This is a genomic window from Pseudomonas sp. NPDC089743 (assembly GCF_044748785.1).
GTDB lineage: Bacteria > Pseudomonadota > Gammaproteobacteria > Pseudomonadales > Pseudomonadaceae > Aquipseudomonas > Aquipseudomonas putida_X.
On record NZ_JBIVGS010000009.1, the window covers coordinates 194,845 to 211,477 of the forward strand.

General features: G+C 63.2%; 18 protein-coding genes. 12 read left to right on the plus strand and 6 right to left on the minus strand.

Annotated elements, in window-relative coordinates; all coding sequences use genetic code 11:
- Window position 1: 1 nt before the first annotated feature.
- From ACIPZC_RS17545 to ACIPZC_RS17590, 10 genes are all read left to right on the plus strand, one after another.
- Entirely contained in the window at window positions 2-199 is a 198-nt protein-coding gene (locus tag ACIPZC_RS17545; RefSeq protein WP_012315408.1) for a CcoQ/FixQ family Cbb3-type cytochrome c oxidase assembly chaperone, read from the plus strand.
- Entirely contained in the window at window positions 196-1,176 is a 981-nt protein-coding gene (gene ccoP, locus ACIPZC_RS17550) for a cytochrome-c oxidase, cbb3-type subunit III (RefSeq protein WP_241804496.1), read from the plus strand. The genes ACIPZC_RS17545 and ccoP overlap by 4 nt, the downstream gene beginning before the upstream one ends.
- A 306-nt stretch (window positions 1,177-1,482) precedes the next feature.
- Window positions 1,483-2,898 carry a cytochrome c oxidase accessory protein CcoG gene (gene ccoG, locus ACIPZC_RS17555; protein ID WP_349976124.1) on the plus strand — a complete coding sequence of 472 codons (1,416 nt, stop codon included), beginning with the start codon at window positions 1,483-1,485 and terminating at the stop codon, window positions 2,896-2,898.
- Window positions 2,899-2,913: 15 nt separating this feature from the next.
- Window positions 2,914-3,441: a FixH family protein gene (locus ACIPZC_RS17560; protein WP_400628452.1), complete on the plus strand. Its 528-nt coding sequence runs from the start codon at window positions 2,914-2,916 to the stop codon at window positions 3,439-3,441.
- Between the two features lie 39 nt (window positions 3,442-3,480).
- Window positions 3,481-5,925, plus strand: coding sequence for a heavy metal translocating P-type ATPase (locus ACIPZC_RS17565; RefSeq protein WP_400628453.1), 2,445 nt, complete (start codon window positions 3,481-3,483; stop codon window positions 5,923-5,925).
- Window positions 5,926-5,938: 13 nt separating this feature from the next.
- Complete coding sequence (gene ccoS, locus ACIPZC_RS17570) at window positions 5,939-6,151, plus strand: cbb3-type cytochrome oxidase assembly protein CcoS (protein ID WP_241804500.1); 213 nt, start codon at window positions 5,939-5,941, stop codon at window positions 6,149-6,151.
- Window positions 6,144-6,827, plus strand: coding sequence for a sulfite exporter TauE/SafE family protein (locus ACIPZC_RS17575; protein ID WP_241804501.1), 684 nt, complete (start codon window positions 6,144-6,146; stop codon window positions 6,825-6,827). The genes ccoS and ACIPZC_RS17575 overlap by 8 nt, the downstream gene beginning before the upstream one ends.
- Window positions 6,828-6,935: 108 nt before the next feature.
- Complete coding sequence (gene hemN, locus ACIPZC_RS17580) at window positions 6,936-8,318, plus strand: oxygen-independent coproporphyrinogen III oxidase (RefSeq protein ID WP_349976129.1); 1,383 nt, start codon at window positions 6,936-6,938, stop codon at window positions 8,316-8,318.
- 185 nt (window positions 8,319-8,503) lie between these two features.
- On the plus strand, window positions 8,504-9,238 hold the full coding sequence (fnrA, locus tag ACIPZC_RS17585) for a Crp/Fnr family transcriptional regulator FnrA (protein WP_012315416.1): 735 nt from the start codon (window positions 8,504-8,506) through the stop codon (window positions 9,236-9,238).
- A gap of 55 nt (window positions 9,239-9,293) precedes the next feature.
- Window positions 9,294-9,842: an adenine phosphoribosyltransferase gene (locus ACIPZC_RS17590; RefSeq protein WP_003254303.1), complete on the plus strand. Its 549-nt coding sequence runs from the start codon at window positions 9,294-9,296 to the stop codon at window positions 9,840-9,842.
- A gap of 179 nt (window positions 9,843-10,021) precedes the next feature.
- Here ACIPZC_RS17590 and recR read toward each other — a convergent pair whose 3' ends face one another.
- The 3 genes from recR to dnaX form a co-directional block, all read right to left on the minus strand.
- On the minus strand, window positions 10,022-10,624 hold the full coding sequence (gene recR / locus ACIPZC_RS17595) for a recombination mediator RecR (protein WP_241804503.1): 603 nt from the start codon (window positions 10,622-10,624) through the stop codon (window positions 10,022-10,024).
- 196 nt (window positions 10,625-10,820) lie between these two features.
- On the minus strand, window positions 10,821-11,156 hold the full coding sequence (locus tag ACIPZC_RS17600; protein ID WP_008093501.1) for a YbaB/EbfC family nucleoid-associated protein: 336 nt from the start codon (window positions 11,154-11,156) through the stop codon (window positions 10,821-10,823).
- A 63-nt stretch (window positions 11,157-11,219) separates the two neighbouring features.
- Entirely contained in the window at window positions 11,220-13,286 is a 2,067-nt protein-coding gene (dnaX, locus tag ACIPZC_RS17605) for a DNA polymerase III subunit gamma/tau (RefSeq protein ID WP_400628457.1), read from the minus strand.
- 125 nt (window positions 13,287-13,411) lie between these two features.
- Here dnaX and ACIPZC_RS17610 point away from each other — a divergent pair, with 125 nt between their 5' ends.
- On the plus strand, window positions 13,412-14,185 hold the full coding sequence (locus ACIPZC_RS17610) for a substrate-binding periplasmic protein (protein ID WP_400628459.1): 774 nt from the start codon (window positions 13,412-13,414) through the stop codon (window positions 14,183-14,185).
- Window positions 14,186-14,209: 24 nt separating this feature from the next.
- Here ACIPZC_RS17610 and ACIPZC_RS17615 read toward each other — a convergent pair whose 3' ends face one another.
- The 3 genes from ACIPZC_RS17615 to ACIPZC_RS17625 form a co-directional block, all read right to left on the minus strand.
- Window positions 14,210-15,109 (minus strand): EamA family transporter, encoded by a 900-nt coding sequence (locus tag ACIPZC_RS17615; protein WP_400628461.1) that lies wholly within the window; start codon window positions 15,107-15,109, stop codon window positions 14,210-14,212.
- A 581-nt stretch (window positions 15,110-15,690) separates the two neighbouring features.
- Window positions 15,691-15,936, minus strand: a complete 246-nt coding sequence (locus ACIPZC_RS17620) for a hypothetical protein (RefSeq protein ID WP_400628463.1) — start codon at window positions 15,934-15,936, stop codon at window positions 15,691-15,693.
- A gap of 68 nt (window positions 15,937-16,004) precedes the next feature.
- Window positions 16,005-16,160, minus strand: a complete 156-nt coding sequence (locus tag ACIPZC_RS17625; RefSeq protein ID WP_400628465.1) for a hypothetical protein — start codon at window positions 16,158-16,160, stop codon at window positions 16,005-16,007.
- A 318-nt stretch (window positions 16,161-16,478) separates the two neighbouring features.
- Between ACIPZC_RS17625 and tnpB the strand changes: the two genes are divergently transcribed.
- A partial coding sequence (gene tnpB, locus ACIPZC_RS17630; RefSeq protein WP_400628474.1) for an IS66 family insertion sequence element accessory protein TnpB occupies window positions 16,479-16,633 on the plus strand: 155 nt, incomplete at its 3' end.

Sequence of the window (16,633 nt, forward strand, 5' to 3'; positions counted from 1 at the left end):
GATGGATATCGGGATGATTCGCGGTCTGGGCACCGTCGTGGTGATGGTGGCCTTCGTGGGCCTGGCGCTGTGGGTGTTCAACCCACGGCGCAAGCAGGAGTTCGACGAGGCGACCCAACTGCCGTTCGCCGATGACCCCGAGGCCAAAACGCACGTCGAGCAAGCGCAAGCAAAAGCTTCTGGGAGCAAACAACAATGACAACCTTCTGGAGTCTGTACGTCACCGTCCTGACCCTGGGCACCATCTTCGCGTTGACCTGGCTGCTGCTGTCGACCCGCAAGGGCCAGCGCGAAGAGGTCACCGACGAAACCGTCGGGCATGCCTTCGATGGCATCGAGGAATACGACAACCCGCTGCCCAAATGGTGGTTCTGGCTGTTCGTCGGCACCATCATCTTTGCCCTCGGCTACCTGGTGCTGTACCCGGGCCTGGGCAATTGGAAAGGCGTGCTGCCAGGGTATTCGTACCTGGATAACGACAAGCAGACCGAGTTCACCAACGGTCAGCCCGGCTGGACCGGCGTGCACGAGTGGGAGAAGGAAATGGCCAAGGCCGATGCCCGCTTCGGGCCGATCTTCGCCAAGTACGCGGCCATGCCTATCGAGGAAGTGGCCAAGCAGCCGCAAGCACTGAAGATGGGGGCGCGGTTGTTCGCTTCCAACTGCTCGGTGTGCCACGGCTCCGACGCCAAGGGCGCCTATGGCTTCCCCAACCTCACCGACAACGACTGGCGTTGGGGTGGCGAGCCGGAGACCATCAAGGCCACCATCATGGGCGGCCGCCATGGCGTGATGCCGGCATGGGCGCAAGTGATTGGCGAACAAGGTGTGGCCGACGTGTCAGCCTTCGTGATCAGCAAGCTCGATGGCCGCAGCCTGCCCGAGGGGGCCAAGGCCGATGTCGAGAACGGGCAGAAGATCTTCGCCGCCAATTGCGTGGCGTGCCATGGCCCTGAAGGCAAGGGCACACCCGCCATGGGCGCGCCGAACCTGACCCACCCGCAGGCATTCATCTACGGTTCGAGCTTCGCTCAATTGCAACAGACCATCCGTTATGGCCGCCAGGGCCAGATGCCGGCGCAGGAGCAACTGCAGGGCAATGACAAAGTGCACCTGCTGGCGGCTTATGTGTACAGCCTGTCGCATCAAGGGCAGGAGCCTGAAAAGGCCGAGTGAGGCCTGCACTGGCGCTATCGCCGGCATGCCGGCTGCCACAGTCACCCCGTGAACTCAGGTTCGCTGGGGCCGCTGTGGGGCCGGCTAGCCGGCGATAGCGCCGGTAGATTCAGCGCCGGATGACCTGGATCAATTGACACCCGCCTTAACACGATAAACACCACGAAACCAACGCGACTAAAGGTCGCAGATCGACCCCGGCGTGCCATCAGCGGCGTATCATGGGTCGCAGCGCTAGCAGAACGCGCGAGACTGCGGCCGGCACGCACTGGCCGCGGCATTTCTCCACTGCCGTGGGACTTGATGATGAGCAAGCACATTCCGGTACATGACGTCACCCCGCCTGCCAGCAAAGGGAAGGATTCCGTCGACCTCTACGCCTCTCGCGAGAAAATCTACACCCGCGCCTTCACCGGCCTGTTCCGCAGGTTGCGGATGGTCGGCGGGGCAGCGCTGTTCATTCTGTACTTCGGCACGGTGTGGCTGAACTGGGGCGGGCATCAGGCGGTATGGTGGAACCTGCCTGAGCGCAAGTTCTACATCTTCGGCACCACCATCTGGCCGCAAGACTTCATCCTGCTCTCGGGCATCCTGATAGTCGCCGCCTTTGGCCTGTTCTTCGTCACCGTGTACGCCGGCCGCGTGTGGTGCGGTTACACCTGCCCGCAAAGCGTGTGGACATGGATCTTCATGTGGTGCGAAAAGGTCACCGAAGGCGACCGCAACCAGCGCATGAAGCTTGACCGGGCCCCGATGAGTGCCAACAAGTTCGTGCGCAAATTCACCAAGCACAGCCTGTGGCTGCTGATCGGTTTCGTCACCGGCATGACCTTCGTCGGCTACTTCTCGCCGATTCGCGAACTGGTCATCGAATTCTTCACCGGCCAGGCCGATGGCTGGGCCTACTTCTGGGTCGGCTTCTTCACCCTGGCCACCTACGGCAACGCCGGCTGGCTGCGCGAGCAGGTGTGCGTGTACATGTGCCCCTACGCCCGCTTCCAGAGCGTGATGTTCGACAAGGACACACTGATCGTCTCCTACGACCCGCGCCGCGGCGAAACCCGCGGCCCGCGCAAGAAGGACACGGACTACAAGGCCCAGGGCCTCGGCGACTGCATCGACTGCACCATGTGCGTACAGGTCTGCCCCACCGGCATCGACATCCGCGATGGGTTGCAGATCGAGTGCATCGGCTGCGCTGCCTGCATCGACGCGTGCGACAGCATCATGGACAAGATGAACTACCCCAAAGGCCTGATCAGCTATACCACCGAGCACAACCTGTCGGGGCAGAAAACCCACATGCTGCGCCCAAGGCTGATCGGCTACGCGCTGGTACTGCTGGTGATGATCGGCGCCTTGGCCACCGCCTTCGCCACCCGCTCGCTGGTGGGCTTCGACGTCAGCAAGGACCGCGTGCTGTACCGCGAGAACGCCCAGGGCCGGATCGAGAACGTGTACAGCCTCAAGGTCATGAACAAGGACCAGCGTGACCACGTCTACGTGCTGGACGCCGCCGGCCTGCCTGACCTGCGGCTCGAAGGCCAGCGGGAAATCCGCGTGGCCGCCGGCGATATCGTCAGCCTGCCGGTGCAGTTGTCGGTCGCCCCCGAAAAACTGCCTTCGACCACCAACGAAATCACCTTCACCCTCAAAAGCGCCGATGACAGCGCTGCCGAGGTCCAAGCCAAGAGCCGCTTCATCGGCCCACAGATCCGCTGAGAGAGAACGCGAACCATGCCTGCCGCCACCGCCAACAGCCCTTGGTACAAGCACCTCTGGCCCTGGATCATTATCGGCATCCTCACCACCTCGGTGTGCCTGAGCCTGACCATGGTCAGCATCGCCGTAAACAACCCGGACAACCTGGTCAACGACAACTACTACGAAGCCGGCAAAGGCATCAACCGCTCGCTGGACCGTGAATTGCTGGCGCACAATCTGGGGTTGCAGGCCAGCGTGCACCTGGACGAACTGACGGGCGAAGTGGACCTGCGCCTGACCGGTAGCAGCGACCCGAAGCGCCTGGAGCTGAACCTGATTTCCCCCACCCAGCCAGAGAAGGACCGCAAGGTGCTGCTGAGCCGGGTCGAGGCGGGGCGCTATGTGGGGCAACTGGAAGACAAGGTCGACGGGCGCCGCTTCGTCGAACTGCTGGGTAGCGAAAACGGCCAGGTGTGGCGTTTGTTCGAGGAGGAAAAGGTGGCGCACGGTGTGACCTTGCAGCTGGGTGACGAAGCCATCCAGGGCGCTGAACACCTGTAGCCACGCGCCGGCCAGCCGAATATGCAAGGCAATGATGTGATGACCCAACCCACCCCCTGCTACCACTGCGCCCTGCCCGTCCCCACTGGCAGCCGCTTCACCGCCATGGTCCTTGGCCAGCCCCGGCAGTTCTGCTGCCCCGGCTGCCAGGCCGTGGCCGAGGCCATCGTCGCCGGTGGCCTGGAGCACTACTACCAGCACCGCAGCGAAAACAGCGCCAACCCCGAGGCCCTGCCCAAGCAGTTGCAGGACGAACTGGCCCTGTACGACCGTAGCGACGTGCAAAAAACCTTCGTCCACCACCAGGGCGAGCTGGCCGAAACCACCCTGCTGGTCGAAGGCATCAGCTGCGCCGCCTGCGGCTGGCTGATCGAAAAGCACTTGCGCAACCTGCCCGGGGTGGCCGACGCACGCCTTAACCTGTCCAACCATCGCCTGCTGCTCAGCTGGGAAGACCAACGCCTGCCGCTCTCGCGCTTGCTGGCCGAGCTGCGCCAGATCGGCTACGCCGCCCACCCTTACCAACCCGACCAGGCCGCCGAGCAACTGGCCCGGGAAAACCGAAGTGCCCTGCGCAGGCTGGGCGTGGCCGGGCTGCTGTGGTTCCAAGCAATGATGGCCACCATGGCCACCTGGCCGGAATTCAACATCGACCTGTCGCCCGAGCTGCACACCATCCTGCGCTGGGTGGCGCTGTTTCTTACCATCCCGATCGTGTTCTACAGCTGCGCGCCGTTCTTCAAAGGGGCTGCCCGCGACCTGCGCACCCGCCACCTGACCATGGACGTATCGGTATCGCTGGCCATCGCCCTGGCCTTCGGTGCCGGCATCTGGACAGCCGTTACCGGCAGTGGCGAGCTGTATTTCGACACCGTGGGCATGTTCGCACTGTTCCTGCTCACCGGCCGCTACCTTGAACGCCGCGCCCGAGAGCGCACGGCGGCGGCCACTGCGCAACTGGTCAACCTGCTGCCGGCCTCTTGCCTGCGCCTGGACAGCCTTGGCCGCAGCGAGCGCATCCTGCTCAGCGAACTGCACTGCGGTGACACCGTGCAGGTGCTGCCCGGTGCGGTGATCCCGGCTGACGGGCGCATTGTCGAGGGCCGTTCCAGCGTCGACGAGTCGCTATTGACCGGTGAGTACCTGCCGCAACCGCGGCGGGTCGGCGATCGGGTCACCGGCGGCACCCTGAACGTCGAAAGCCTGCTGAACGTGGAAATCGAAGCACTCGGCCAGGCGTCGCGACTGTCGGCCATCGTCCGCCTGCTGGAACGCGCGCAGACCGAAAAGCCACGCCTGGCGCAGATTGCCGACCGCGCATCGCAGTGGTTTTTGCTGTTCACCCTGGTAGCCGCCATCGTCATCGGCCTGTGGTGGTGGCACCTGGACCCGACACGGGCGTTCTGGATTGTCCTGGCCATGCTGGTAGCCACCTGCCCCTGCGCGCTCTCGCTGGCCACCCCTACTGCACTGACCGCCGCCACCGGTACGCTGCACAAGCTCGGCCTGCTGGTCACCCGCGGTCACGTGCTCGAAGGCCTCAACCAGATCGACACGGTCATTTTCGACAAGACCGGCACGCTCACCGAGGGCCGCCTGACCCTGCGCAGCATTCGCCCGTTGGGCGCGGTGGCCGCCGACCGCTGCCTGGCGCTTGCCGCCGCCCTGGAAAACCGTTCCGAACACCCCATCGCCCGCGCCTTCGGCCGCAATGCCGAGCCCGCGGACGAGGTGCAAACGGTGCCCGGGCTGGGCCTGGAAGGGCTGGTCGGCGGGCAGCGCCTGCGCATCGGCCAGCCCACATTCGTTTGCGCCCTCAGCGGCGCGGAAATCCCGCCTGTACCGGAACCTCGCGGTCAATGGCTGCTGCTGGGCGACCGCCAAGGCCCGCTGGCCTGGTTCGGCCTGGACGATCGCCTGCGCGAGGACGCCCCTGCCCTGCTGGCGGCATGCAAGGCGCGTGGCTGGCGCACCCTGCTGCTGTCGGGCGACAGCTCGCCGATGGTCGCCGAGGTGGCCGCCCAGCTGGGTATCGACCAGGCCATTGGCGGCCTGCGCCCGGACGACAAGCTGGACCGGCTCAAGGCCCTGCAGACTGCCGGGCGCAAGGTGCTGATGCTGGGTGACGGGGTCAACGATGTGCCGGTGCTGGCCGCCGCTGATATCAGCATTGCCATGGGCAGTGCCACCGACCTTGCCAAGACCAGTGCCGATGCCGTGCTGCTGAGCAACCGCCTGCAAGCGCTGGTACATGCCTTCGACCTGGCCCGCCGCACCCGCCGCAACATCCTTGAGAACCTGCTTTGGGCGACCCTGTATAATGGCCTCATGCTGCCGTTCGCCGCGCTCGGCTGGATCACCCCGGTATGGGCCGCCGTCGGCATGTCGGTCAGCTCGCTGATCGTGGTCCTCAATGCCCTGCGCCTGACCCGGCTGCCTGGCGTGGCGGCCAGGGCCAGCGCCCCACAACCTGCCATTGCCTGATCAGGAGCCGCCCATGCCAGCCCTCTATGTCATGATCCCGGCCGCCCTGCTGCTCGTTGGCGTCGCCGTGTACATCTTTTTCTGGGCGGTGGACAGCGGCCAGTACGACGACCTTGAAAGCCCTGCCCACAGCATCCTGTTCGACGACCAGGACCCCCGCCACCAGGCTGCCGTCACCCCCGAGCCCGCCGAGCCGCAAGACAAGGACCAACCACCCCGTGCCTGACCTGCTTCCCCTGCTTGGCTCCGCGCTGGTCCTCGGCCTGCTGGGCGGCGGCCACTGCCTGGGCATGTGCGGCGGCCTGATGGGCGCGCTGACCCTGGCCATCCCGCCGGAGCAACGCGGCCGGCGCCTGCGTCTGCTGCTGGCGTACAACGTCGGGCGTGTTCTCAGCTATGCCTGCGCCGGCCTGCTGCTGGGCCTGGCCGGCTGGGCCGTAGCCAGCAGCCCTGCTGCCCTGGCACTGCGGGTGGTGGCCGCGTTGCTGCTGATCGCCATGGGCTTGTACCTGGCCGGGTGGTGGAGCGGGCTGACACGCATCGAAGCACTGGGCCGGGGGCTGTGGCGGCATATCCAGCCCGTGGCTTCGCGCCTGTTGCCGGTCTCCAGCCTGCCCCGGGCCCTGCTGCTTGGCGCGCTGTGGGGCTGGCTGCCGTGCGGGCTGGTGTACAGCACCCTGCTGTGGGCAGCCAGCCAAGGCAACGCGGGGTACAGCGCGGCCCTGATGCTGGCATTCGGGCTGGGTACCTGGCCGGTGCTGCTGGCCACAGGGCTGGCGGCGGAGCGGGTCAACACCCTGTTACGGCGGCGCAGCGTACGCATGGCAGGCGGACTGCTGGTCATCCTGTTCGGCCTGTGGACCCTGCCGGGGCCGCACCAGCATTGGTTGATGGGGCACTGACAGGGCTGCTGCCCAGCGGCCCCCATAGCGCTTGACACAAATCAACACAGATTCCTACAGACGGCCATAGACTCCGGGGCACTGCTGCTCATTCCGGGGACCGCCCACATGCTCGAAGATCTACGCTGGGATGCCGACCTGATCCGCCGCTACGATCTGGCCGGCCCGCGCTACACCTCCTACCCGACTGCGGTGCAACTGCACAGCGAAGTCGGCTCGTTCGACCTGCTCCACGCCCTGCGCGAAAGCCGCCGGGCCGTGCGCCCGCTGTCTGTGTACGTGCATGTGCCGTTCTGCGCCAACATCTGCTACTACTGCGCCTGCAACAAGGTGATCACCAAGGACCGTGCCCGAGCCGCACCCTACCTGCAGCGCCTGGAACATGAAATCCAGCTGATCGCCTGCCACCTGGACCCTAAACAGCGTGTTGAACAGCTGCATCTGGGTGGCGGCACGCCGACCTTCCTCAGCCATGTGGAACTGCGCCAGCTGATGGCCACCCTGCGCCAGCACTTCAACCTGCTGGACGATGATTCCGGCGACTACGGCATCGAACTGGACCCGCGCGAGGCCGACTGGTCGACCATGGGCCTGCTGCGCGAACTGGGCTTCAACCGGGTGAGCCTCGGCGTGCAGGACCTGGACCCTGCGGTGCAGCGCGCGATCAACCGCCTGCAGAGCCTGGAGCAGACCCGCACCCTGATCGAGGCGGCGCGCACCTTGCAGTTCCGCTCGGTCAGCCTGGACCTGATCTACGGCTTGCCCAAGCAGACCCCGGAGGGTTTCGCCCGTACCATCGAGGAGGTGATCCGCCTGCAGCCTGACCGCATCTCGGTCTTCAACTATGCCCACCTGCCTGAGCGCTTCATGCCGCAACGGCGTATCGACAGCAACGACCTGCCGGCCCCGGCTGCCAAGCTGGAGATGCTCCGGGCCACCATCGAGCAGCTCACCACCGCCGGCTATCGCTACATCGGCATGGACCACTTCGCCCTGCCCGACGACGAGTTGGCCGTCGCCCAGGAAGAAGGCACCCTGCAGCGCAACTTCCAGGGCTACACCACCCACGGCCACTGCGACCTGATCGGCCTGGGGGTTTCGGCAATCAGCCAGATCGGCGACCTGTACTGCCAGAACAGCAGCGACCTCATCACCTATCAGGACGCGCTCTCTGGCTCGCAGCTGGCCACCCAGCGCGGCCTGCTGTGCAATCACGATGACCGCGTGCGACGCGCAGTGATCCAGCAACTGATCTGCCACTTCGAACTCGACTTCGAGCCTATCGAAAGCGCCTTCACCATCGATTTTCGCGGCTATTTCAACGACCTTTGGCCAGCGCTGCTGAACATGCAACGGGACGGCCTGATCCGCCTCGATGAACAGGGCATCCGCATCCTGCCGGCCGGGCGCCTGCTGGCACGCTCTGTCTGCATGGTGTTCGACGCGTACCTGGCGATGCATGACCGTCAGCGTTTTTCGCGAGTGATCTAGCCAGGCGAACCCTCGACCGTGTGGACAAGCCCGCTTGCCAGGCACACTATGGGCAACAACGGACCCCCGGCATGATGCAGCTGGGGTTCGGCCAAGGCGCATCATCCTCGCGCACTCTGGCCTACACCCTATGCCGTAGGTTACCCTTACGACTTATGTGTGCTTTCCCACAAGGATCGATTCAAATGTCCGAGCCAGTCAAACTGCGCGCCCACGGCCAGGCCCATTGCAAGGATTGCAGCCTGGCACCCCTGTGCCTGCCTCTTTCGCTCAACCTGGAAGACATGGATGCACTGGATGAAATCGTCAAACGCGGGCGCCCGCTGAAAAAAGGCGAGTTTCTGTTCCGACAGGGTGACAATTTCGGCTCGGTTTACGCCGTACGTTCCGGCGCCCTCAAGACGTTCAGCCTGAGCGACAGCGGTGAGGAGCAGATCACCGGCTTCCATCTGCCCAGCGAACTGGTCGGGCTGTCCGGCATGGACACTGAGGCCTACCCGGTCTCGGCTCAGGCGCAGGAAACCACCTCGGTCTGTGAAATCCCGTTCGAGCGGCTCGATGAGCTGTCTGTGCAACTCCCCCAGCTGCGCCGCCAGCTGATGCGGGTGATGAGCCGTGAAATCCGCGACGACCAGCAGATGATGCTGTTGCTGTCGAAAAAGACCGCCGATGAGCGCATTGCCACCTTCCTGGTCAACCTGTCGGCACGCTTCCGCGCCCGGGGCTATTCGGCCAACCAGTTCCGCCTGAGCATGTCGCGCAACGAAATCGGTAATTACCTGGGCTTGGCCGTTGAAACCGTGTCGCGGGTGTTCACCCGCTTCCAGCAGAACGGCCTGCTGCGCGCCGAGGGCAAGGAAGTGCACATTCTCGATCCGATCCAGTTGTGCGCGCTGGCCGGTGGTGCGATGGAGGCCTGAAAGGCTGCTTGAAAAAGGTATACTGGCGCATTCGTTTTTCAGGATACCTGCAACAATGCACAGCGAAGCCTTCGACCTCAAAGCCCTGATCCGCCCGGTAGTGGACTTCCCCAAGCCGGGTGTGATCTTCCGCGACATCACCCCGCTGTTCCAGTCGCCACGTGGGCTGCGCTATGTCGCCGACCAGTTCATCGAACGTTATGTAGAGGCGGAGTTCAGCCACATCGGCGCCATGGATGCCCGTGGCTTTCTGATCGGTTCGATCATCGCCCACCAGCTGAACAAGCCGCTGATCCTGTTCCGCAAGCAGGGCAAACTGCCGGCTGATGTGCTGTCGGAGGGTTACCAGACCGAGTATGGTGAGGCCTTCCTGGAGGTGCACGCCGACAGCCTGTGCGAAGGCGATTCGGTGCTGATCTTCGATGACCTGATCGCCACCGGTGGCACCCTGCTGGCCGCAGCCAACCTGGTGCGCCGCACCGGAGCCCAGGTGTTCGAAGCGGCGGCAATCATCGACCTGCCTGAGCTGGACGGTTCGCGCCGACTGCAGGCGGCGGGTGTGCCGACCTTCTGCCTGACCGAGTTTTCCCTGAGCGAGTACTGAGCCGCAAGCCGCAAGCCGCAAGCTACAAGCTACAAGCTACAAGCTACAAGCTACAAGCTACAAGCTACAAGCGAACGCGGATCTGCTTTTACTTGCAGCTTGCAGCTCTCAAAGCCACAAGCTACAAGCGAACGCGGACCTGCTTTTACTTGCAGCTTGCAGCTTGAAGCTTGCAGCTCTCAAAGCGCAATGGGCTTACGCCCGGCAAAGGCATGCGCCAGGGTGCCGCCATCGACCAGCTCCAGCTCGCCGCCCAGCGGCACGCCATGGGCAATCCGCGAGGCCACCAGCCCCTTCTCGGCCAGCAACTGGGCGATGTAATGGGCGGTTGCCTCACCCTCCACGGTCGGGTTGGTGGCCAGGATCACCTCGGTGAAGCTGCCCTGCTCCTCGATCCGCGCCATCAACTGCGGCACGCCAATAGCATCAGGCCCCAGGCCATCGAGCGGCGACAGGTGCCCCTTGAGCACGAAGTAGCGACCGCGATAACCGGTCTGCTCCACCGCATACACATCCATCGGCCCCTCCACCACGCACAGCTGGGTATCGTCGCGGCGCGGGTCAGCGCATTGCGGGCACAACTCCTGCTCGGTCAACGTGCGGCACTGGCGGCAATGGCCAACCCCTTCCATGGCCAGGGTAAGCGCCTGGGCCAGGCGCACACCCCCGCTGCGGTCGCGTTCCAGCAACTGCAGGGCCATGCGCTGGGCGGTTTTCTGGCCAACGCCCGGCAGCGTGCGCAGGGCGTCGATCAGTTGGCGGATGAGGGGGCTGAAGCTCATGGGAAAGGCCTGATAATTCTATGAGAGGCGGTTTATACCGGCGCAGGGTGACAGCGTCAAATCTCACACATCACAAGCGGCGCTCCATCTTGAGGCCGCCAGAACGATCGCACGGCCACACCCCTACGCCCCTGTAAACAACACCACAAAAAAAGCCGCCTTGGAACCCAACGGCGGCTTTTGAACAGCAAACGCCTTAGAACGGCATCTTGAAGCCCGGCGGCAGCTGCATGCCAGCAGTCATGCCACCCATTTTTTCCTGGCTGCTCTGCTCGACCTTGCGTACGGCGTCATTCAGCGCAGCAGCAATCAGGTCTTCGAGCACTTCCTTGTCGTCTTCATCCGTCGACATCAGGCTTTGATCGATGCTGACGCGCTTGACGTCATGACGACCGGTCATCACCACGCTGACCAGGCCGCCACCCGATTGGCCGGTCACTTCGGCGTTGGCCAGCTCTTCCTGCATCTTGGCCATTTTTTCCTGCATCTGCTGGGCCTGCTTCATCAGGCCGGCCATGCCACCTTTCATCATGGGGGTATACCTCGATTGGGTCGTGTGATGCAGCCCGCCACAGGGCGGCCGCATGGTTATCCGTTACTGACCCTGACTGACCAGGGCCGCTACAGGTTCAATAGTATCCTGCCGCACGGTAGCACCGAACTGCTTGATCATCTGCTGGATCAACGGATCCTGCTCGATCGACGCCACCGCGTCCTGCTGGCGCTCGGCACGCTTGCGCGAGGCTGCCTGGGCCGGGGTTTCCTGCTCGGGCAGGATAAGCTCGATGCGCAGGTTCAGCGTGCGCCCCAGGTGCTGGTTGAGCGCGTCATTCAAGCGCCGTTGCTGGGTGGCGTTGAACAAGGCGCCTTGGCCTGGGTCAAGGTGCAGCAGCCAATCGTCACCGTCTGCAGCGATCAGCGTGCAGTTTGCGGCGATGTTGCCTGTCATACCGGACACAGGCAACTGTGGGAATAATTCCAGCCATTGCAGGGCCAGGCCGGTGGCGGGCTTGGCAGCCGGCAACGGCTCTGGCGCAGCGATGGGGGCGTCTTCCTGGACGTGCTCGACCAGCTCGTCCAGATAGCTGAAGCCCACCGGGTCGCTTTCGCCCCCGTAATAATCCTCATCCATGGGCGGCTCGTCGTCACGCTCCATGCCCACCGAGGCGTACTCCGACGGATCGAATGGCGGTGCATCATAGGCCGGCTGGGCAGCTTGCGGCTCGGCGACTGCAGGCCGGGGCGCGGCAGCCGGCGCAGGCGTGGGCTCAACGGCCAGCGGCTCAGGCTGTGCAGCAGGCTCCTCCCAGGGCAGGTCGATGACTTCCTCTTCCGGTGCCGGCTCGGGCTCGGGCTCTGCCAGCTCAGCCTTCGGCTCAGGGGGTGGTGGCGCCGCCGACAGCGCCTCGACGACGACCGCAGGCTCGGCTTGCGGGGCCATCACCACTGCAGCGGGGGCTTGGGCAACGACAGACGCGCCGGGAAGCACCGCAGGCGCTGCCACCGGGGTTGCAGGATCAGCTGTGGCCTGGCTGATCCCCACCGGCTTTAGTACCGGTTTCGGCGCATCGTCGCTGTCGGCCGGGCGGAACGCCAGCATTCGCAGCAGGACCATTTCGAAACCGCCCCGCGGGTCGGGTGCCAAGGGCAGGTCGCGGCGACCGATCAGGCCCATCTGGTAATAGAACTGCACATCCTCGGCAGGCAACGCCGACGCCAGCGCCAGCACCCGCTCGCGATCACCCTGGCCGTTGTCCACCGCCTCGGGCAGCGCCTGGGCGATGGCGACACGGTGCAGCACATTGAGCATTTCGGCCAGCACGCCACTCCAGTCCGGCCCCTGCTCGGCGAGGTTGCGCACCGCCTCCAGCAGCGCCCGTGCATCCCCTTCCAGCAATGCCTGCAGCACACCATAGACCTGGCCGTGATCGAGGCTGCCGAGCATGGCCCGCACATCGGCGGCCAGCACCTTACCCTCGCCGAACGCGATAGCCTGGTCAGTGAGGCTCATGGCATCACGCATCGAACCATCGGCAGCACGGCCAAGCAACCACAGCGCATCGGGCTCGAACGGGACGTTCTCGGCCTCCAGCACATGACTCAGGTGTTCGACCACCCGCTCCGGGCTCATGTTCTTCAGCGAGAACTGCAAGCAGCGCGAAAGGATGGTGGCCGGCAGCTTTTGCGGGTCGGTGGTGGCGAGGATGAACTTGACGTAGGGTGGCGGCTCTTCCAGCGTCTTGAGCAAGGCGTTGAACGAGTGCGTGGACAGCATGTGCACTTCGTCGATCAGGTAGACCTTGAAGCGCCCGCGGCTGGGGGCATACTGCACGTTGTCGAGCAGTTCGCGGGTGTCCTCGACCTTGGTACGGCTGGCGGCGTCGATCTCGATCAGGTCGACGAAACGGCCTTCATCGATCTCCCGGCACACCGAGCAGGTGCCACAGGGCGTGGAGGTGATGCCGGTCTCGCAGTTGAGGCACTTGGCGATGATTCGCGCAATGGTGGTCTTGCCCACACCCCGCGTACCGGTGAACAGGTAGGCATGGTGCAGGCGCTGGTTGTCCAAGGCATTGATCAAGGCCTTGAGCACATGGGCCTGGCCGACCATTTCGCGGAACGAGCGCGGACGCCATTTACGTGCAAGAACCTGATAACTCATCGAAAAACCATCGCAGCCTGATCGAGCGGAAGATCGCTAATGCTAGCGGAGCGGGGCCGAAATTGCACCCTGCATGGTTCGTCTACGCTCAGTAACTGGCGCACGTTGTTCATGGAGGATGTGCTTTGCGAAGACTGCTGGCCCTGTTGTTGCTGTGGACCTCTTGCAGCCTGGCCGATCCACCGGTGCTGCGCTTTTCCGTCGCCGAAAGCTGGAGCATGCCACTGGTGCGCGTCGAGGGCGAGCAGCCGGTCGAAGGGCTGCTGTTCGACCTGATGCAAGGGATCGCTCGCGAAGTCGGCGCCCGCCCCGAATACCACGTACTGGCCCGCCTGCGCCTGCAGCAGGCGATGGATGAGGGCGACATCGACGTGCGCTGCTATGTGAGCACGCAGTGGTTCAATGACCGGCCAGGGCATTTTGTCTGGAGCATACCGTTGTTCCATCAGCGCGATGTACTGGTCGGGCAGCCAGGTGACAACGCCCCGACCCGGCCGGAACAACTGCCGCGGCAGGCCATTGGCACGGTACTGGGGTACACCTACACGACGCTGGAGCCTTTGTTCGAGCAGGGGCAGTTGCGCCGCGAGGACAGCCGAAGCCAGGCGTTGGCGCTGCAGAAGCTGCAAATAGGGCGTTATCGGCACGCGGTCAGCAATGAGCTGTCCTTGCAGTGGTTCAACCAGCGGCTGCCGGTCGAGCAGCGCCTGCAGGTGCTGGCGGTGCTAGATGAGCAGGCGCTGGGGTGCATGGTGAGGAATGACCCGGCAATACCGACGCAGGGAATACTCAGGGCTTTGGTACGCATGCAACAGTCTGGCGAGATCGCGCGGATCATGCAGCGTTACGGTGCCAGGGCGGCTTTTGATGAGGTCACTACACAACAACCTGGTAAATAACTGCCACGGCGTCGGGAGACTCCGTCAACGCAGCCCCACAACCCGACGCCCGATACCCCGAAGCAAGTGGCCAGCGAAAAATACCATCATTCCCGTCAAGATCAGGCCGATGGCCAACCACTGGCCCGCGCCCAGCCTTTCACCGAAGAACATGCAGGAGGTGACCAGCCCTGATACCGGCACCAGCAACGACAAAGGGGCGACCTGGGTAGCCGGATACTTTTTCATCAGGTTGTTCCAGACCCGATAACCCAAAATGGTGGTGATCAGGCTCTGGAACAGCACGGAGAACAGCGCCTCCCACGCCAGGCCATGACCAAGGCCTTCGAATGCCTTCCAGCCTTGCGAGACGACTATGAAGGCGAGGATGAAAGGCAGCGAGAACAGGCTCGACCAGACGATGAACGCCGTCATCTCACCAGGGCGTTTGAGCTTGATCAGCAGATTGCAAAATGCCCAGGCAAGCGCGGCAAGCAGCACGAGAAATAGCCCTATCACCGTCGACGACTGGCTGCTCGACAGCAGCATCATGCCCAGGCCACAGGCCGCGAGCGCCATTCCCCAGAAGTGTGCGGCAGTGATGCGCTCGCGCAGGAAGACCGCACTCAGCAGGATGGTGAAAAATGCGCTGAACTGCAGAAAGACCGAGGCCATGCCGGGGCTAAGCCCCTGGTACATGGCGAAATTGACCATCCACCAGATCCCCACTGCGAACAGCACGCCATAGAGCGCCATGACCGCCATGGAAACGCCCGTCGGCCGCCTGATGAAGAACACCAGCGGCACCGCACAGAGGGTGAAACGCAGCAGTGTCATGACGGAGGGTTCGAGCGTGCTCAAGCCCAGTTCGATCACACCGTAGTTGCAACCCCACAGCACCGTTACCAGCACACCGATGGTCAAATCCCGTTTGCACATTCCCATGCCTGCTCTCCTATTTCAGCAGGCATGACCTTATTTTTTACAAAGGTGGATAGATGTAGGGGCTTTCTTCATGGGGCGTACGAACGCTGAATAACTAGCGCCGCCGCTCAACCGCCATCGCCACCGCATCCGCCTGCCCCCAGGCAATCTGCATCGCGCGCAATCCATGCTCCAGCTGCTGCCGGGTCTGCCACTAGCCTACAGGCGGTGGCCGATTGCATAGTTGAACGCAAGATACCCACCGCTCGTGGTGGACAGTGGCCACCAACGGCTGTGATGCGAGCGAAGCAGCTTCCGGGGTTGTGGCTTAACAAGGCAACCAGTGCCTTGTAGCATCATAGGAGGCCATTGAGTTAACGCTAACGAGCAATCCCCATCAGATGCATCATGTTTCGTTTTTGGGGCTTCAAGCAGCCGCTGTCTGAGCCAGAGGCATTAAGTACCGGCCCACCTCTGGTTCAGCGCCCGAAGATATTCCTGTCCTGCCTCACTGCCCCGAGGTCAGCTAGGGCTGGCGGTCGATGTTGAAGGTCACTAGTTTTTGCCCGCTATGGATGTAGCCTCTGCCTGGCGCAGGGGCCTCAGCCCTTCCTAGCTTGCTTCTCCTTCATTTTCTCGATGGCATCAGGAAGGTTCTGGATAAACTTCACCCCCATGTAGAATGACCCCTTCCCAACCAACTTTGCCGTCGATGCAGCCCGGTCCATCCCCGTACCATGGGAGAAGTCATCCTTCACCTCTTTCCACGCGTCACCCATCATCTTATCTAGGGTCGCGCTGTAGGAGGGCCCGTCTTTCACCCGCTCTTCCTGCACATCATCGTCCATGCTTTCTTTCCTCATCCGAGCAAGCCCACCGCAATGAGATGAGCTTGAAGTACGTCACGAGTTTGGTATCAGGTCTCTACAGCAGAGATGATCTTCGCCTGCCCGCGCTCTCGTTCCTTGATTTTTTCCTTTGCCTGACTCGCACTGCTTGCTCGCACGCTTGCGGTTACCACCGAAGAGCTCGTGCCACGAGTGTAAGTTACGCGAAAATTCTTGTCGCTCATCCCTGTTTCTCCATGATAGCAATATGCCTTCTTAGTTAGATGTACCAGATACGATCCTAAAGCACAACTGGCTCCACGACTGGATTGAACCACAAACGCAAAGACCACGCCGAGGGTCGTGATCATTGCACAGAGCTATAACCCCCCTGCACCGGAACGAAGCCGCACGGTCGTAGTAGTAAGCCAATGACAGCTTTGCTCACAGCGAGAATGCCCATGGACGACGACAAAGCGTAAGCGCTCCATGAACCCCACATTCAAAGCGCTCAGCTGATTGCCGATGCTGTGCTCCCGATTTCCATCTGGAGCTCGCCGACCATGGTGCGACCCGACGCCAAAGTCGGAAAAGTCTATCTCTACCCCAAGCCTGTCGACTTCCGAAAATCCATCGATGGCCTGGCCGCGCTGGTCGAAACTCGATATCAAGGTGGCGGTGTTCGACCCAGTGCTTTTCGTCTTCCTCAACAAGCCGC

Bases quoted from the DNA above. Each gene is read 5' to 3' on its own strand.
- ACIPZC_RS17545 (WP_012315408.1), top strand. From the start codon at position 2: ATGGATATCGGGATGATTCGCGGTCTGGGCACCGTCGTGGTGATGGTG.
- ccoP (WP_241804496.1), top strand. From the start codon at position 196: ATGACAACCTTCTGGAGTCTGTACGTCACCGTCCTGACCCTGGGCACC.
- ccoG (WP_349976124.1), top strand. From the start codon at position 1,483: ATGAGCAAGCACATTCCGGTACATGACGTCACCCCGCCTGCCAGCAAA.
- ACIPZC_RS17560 (WP_400628452.1), top strand. From the start codon at position 2,914: ATGCCTGCCGCCACCGCCAACAGCCCTTGGTACAAGCACCTCTGGCCC.
- ACIPZC_RS17565 (WP_400628453.1), top strand. From the start codon at position 3,481: ATGACCCAACCCACCCCCTGCTACCACTGCGCCCTGCCCGTCCCCACT.
- ccoS (WP_241804500.1), top strand. From the start codon at position 5,939: ATGCCAGCCCTCTATGTCATGATCCCGGCCGCCCTGCTGCTCGTTGGC.
- hemN (WP_349976129.1), top strand. From the start codon at position 6,936: ATGCTCGAAGATCTACGCTGGGATGCCGACCTGATCCGCCGCTACGAT.
- fnrA (WP_012315416.1), top strand. From the start codon at position 8,504: ATGTCCGAGCCAGTCAAACTGCGCGCCCACGGCCAGGCCCATTGCAAG.
- ACIPZC_RS17590 (WP_003254303.1), top strand. From the start codon at position 9,294: ATGCACAGCGAAGCCTTCGACCTCAAAGCCCTGATCCGCCCGGTAGTG.
- recR (WP_241804503.1), bottom strand. From the start codon at position 10,624: ATGAGCTTCAGCCCCCTCATCCGCCAACTGATCGACGCCCTGCGCACG.
- ACIPZC_RS17600 (WP_008093501.1), bottom strand. From the start codon at position 11,156: ATGATGAAAGGTGGCATGGCCGGCCTGATGAAGCAGGCCCAGCAGATG.
- dnaX (WP_400628457.1), bottom strand. From the start codon at position 13,286: ATGAGTTATCAGGTTCTTGCACGTAAATGGCGTCCGCGCTCGTTCCGC.
- ACIPZC_RS17615 (WP_400628461.1), bottom strand. From the start codon at position 15,109: ATGGGAATGTGCAAACGGGATTTGACCATCGGTGTGCTGGTAACGGTG.
- ACIPZC_RS17620 (WP_400628463.1), bottom strand. From the start codon at position 15,936: ATGGACGATGATGTGCAGGAAGAGCGGGTGAAAGACGGGCCCTCCTAC.
- ACIPZC_RS17625 (WP_400628465.1), bottom strand. From the start codon at position 16,160: ATGAGCGACAAGAATTTTCGCGTAACTTACACTCGTGGCACGAGCTCT.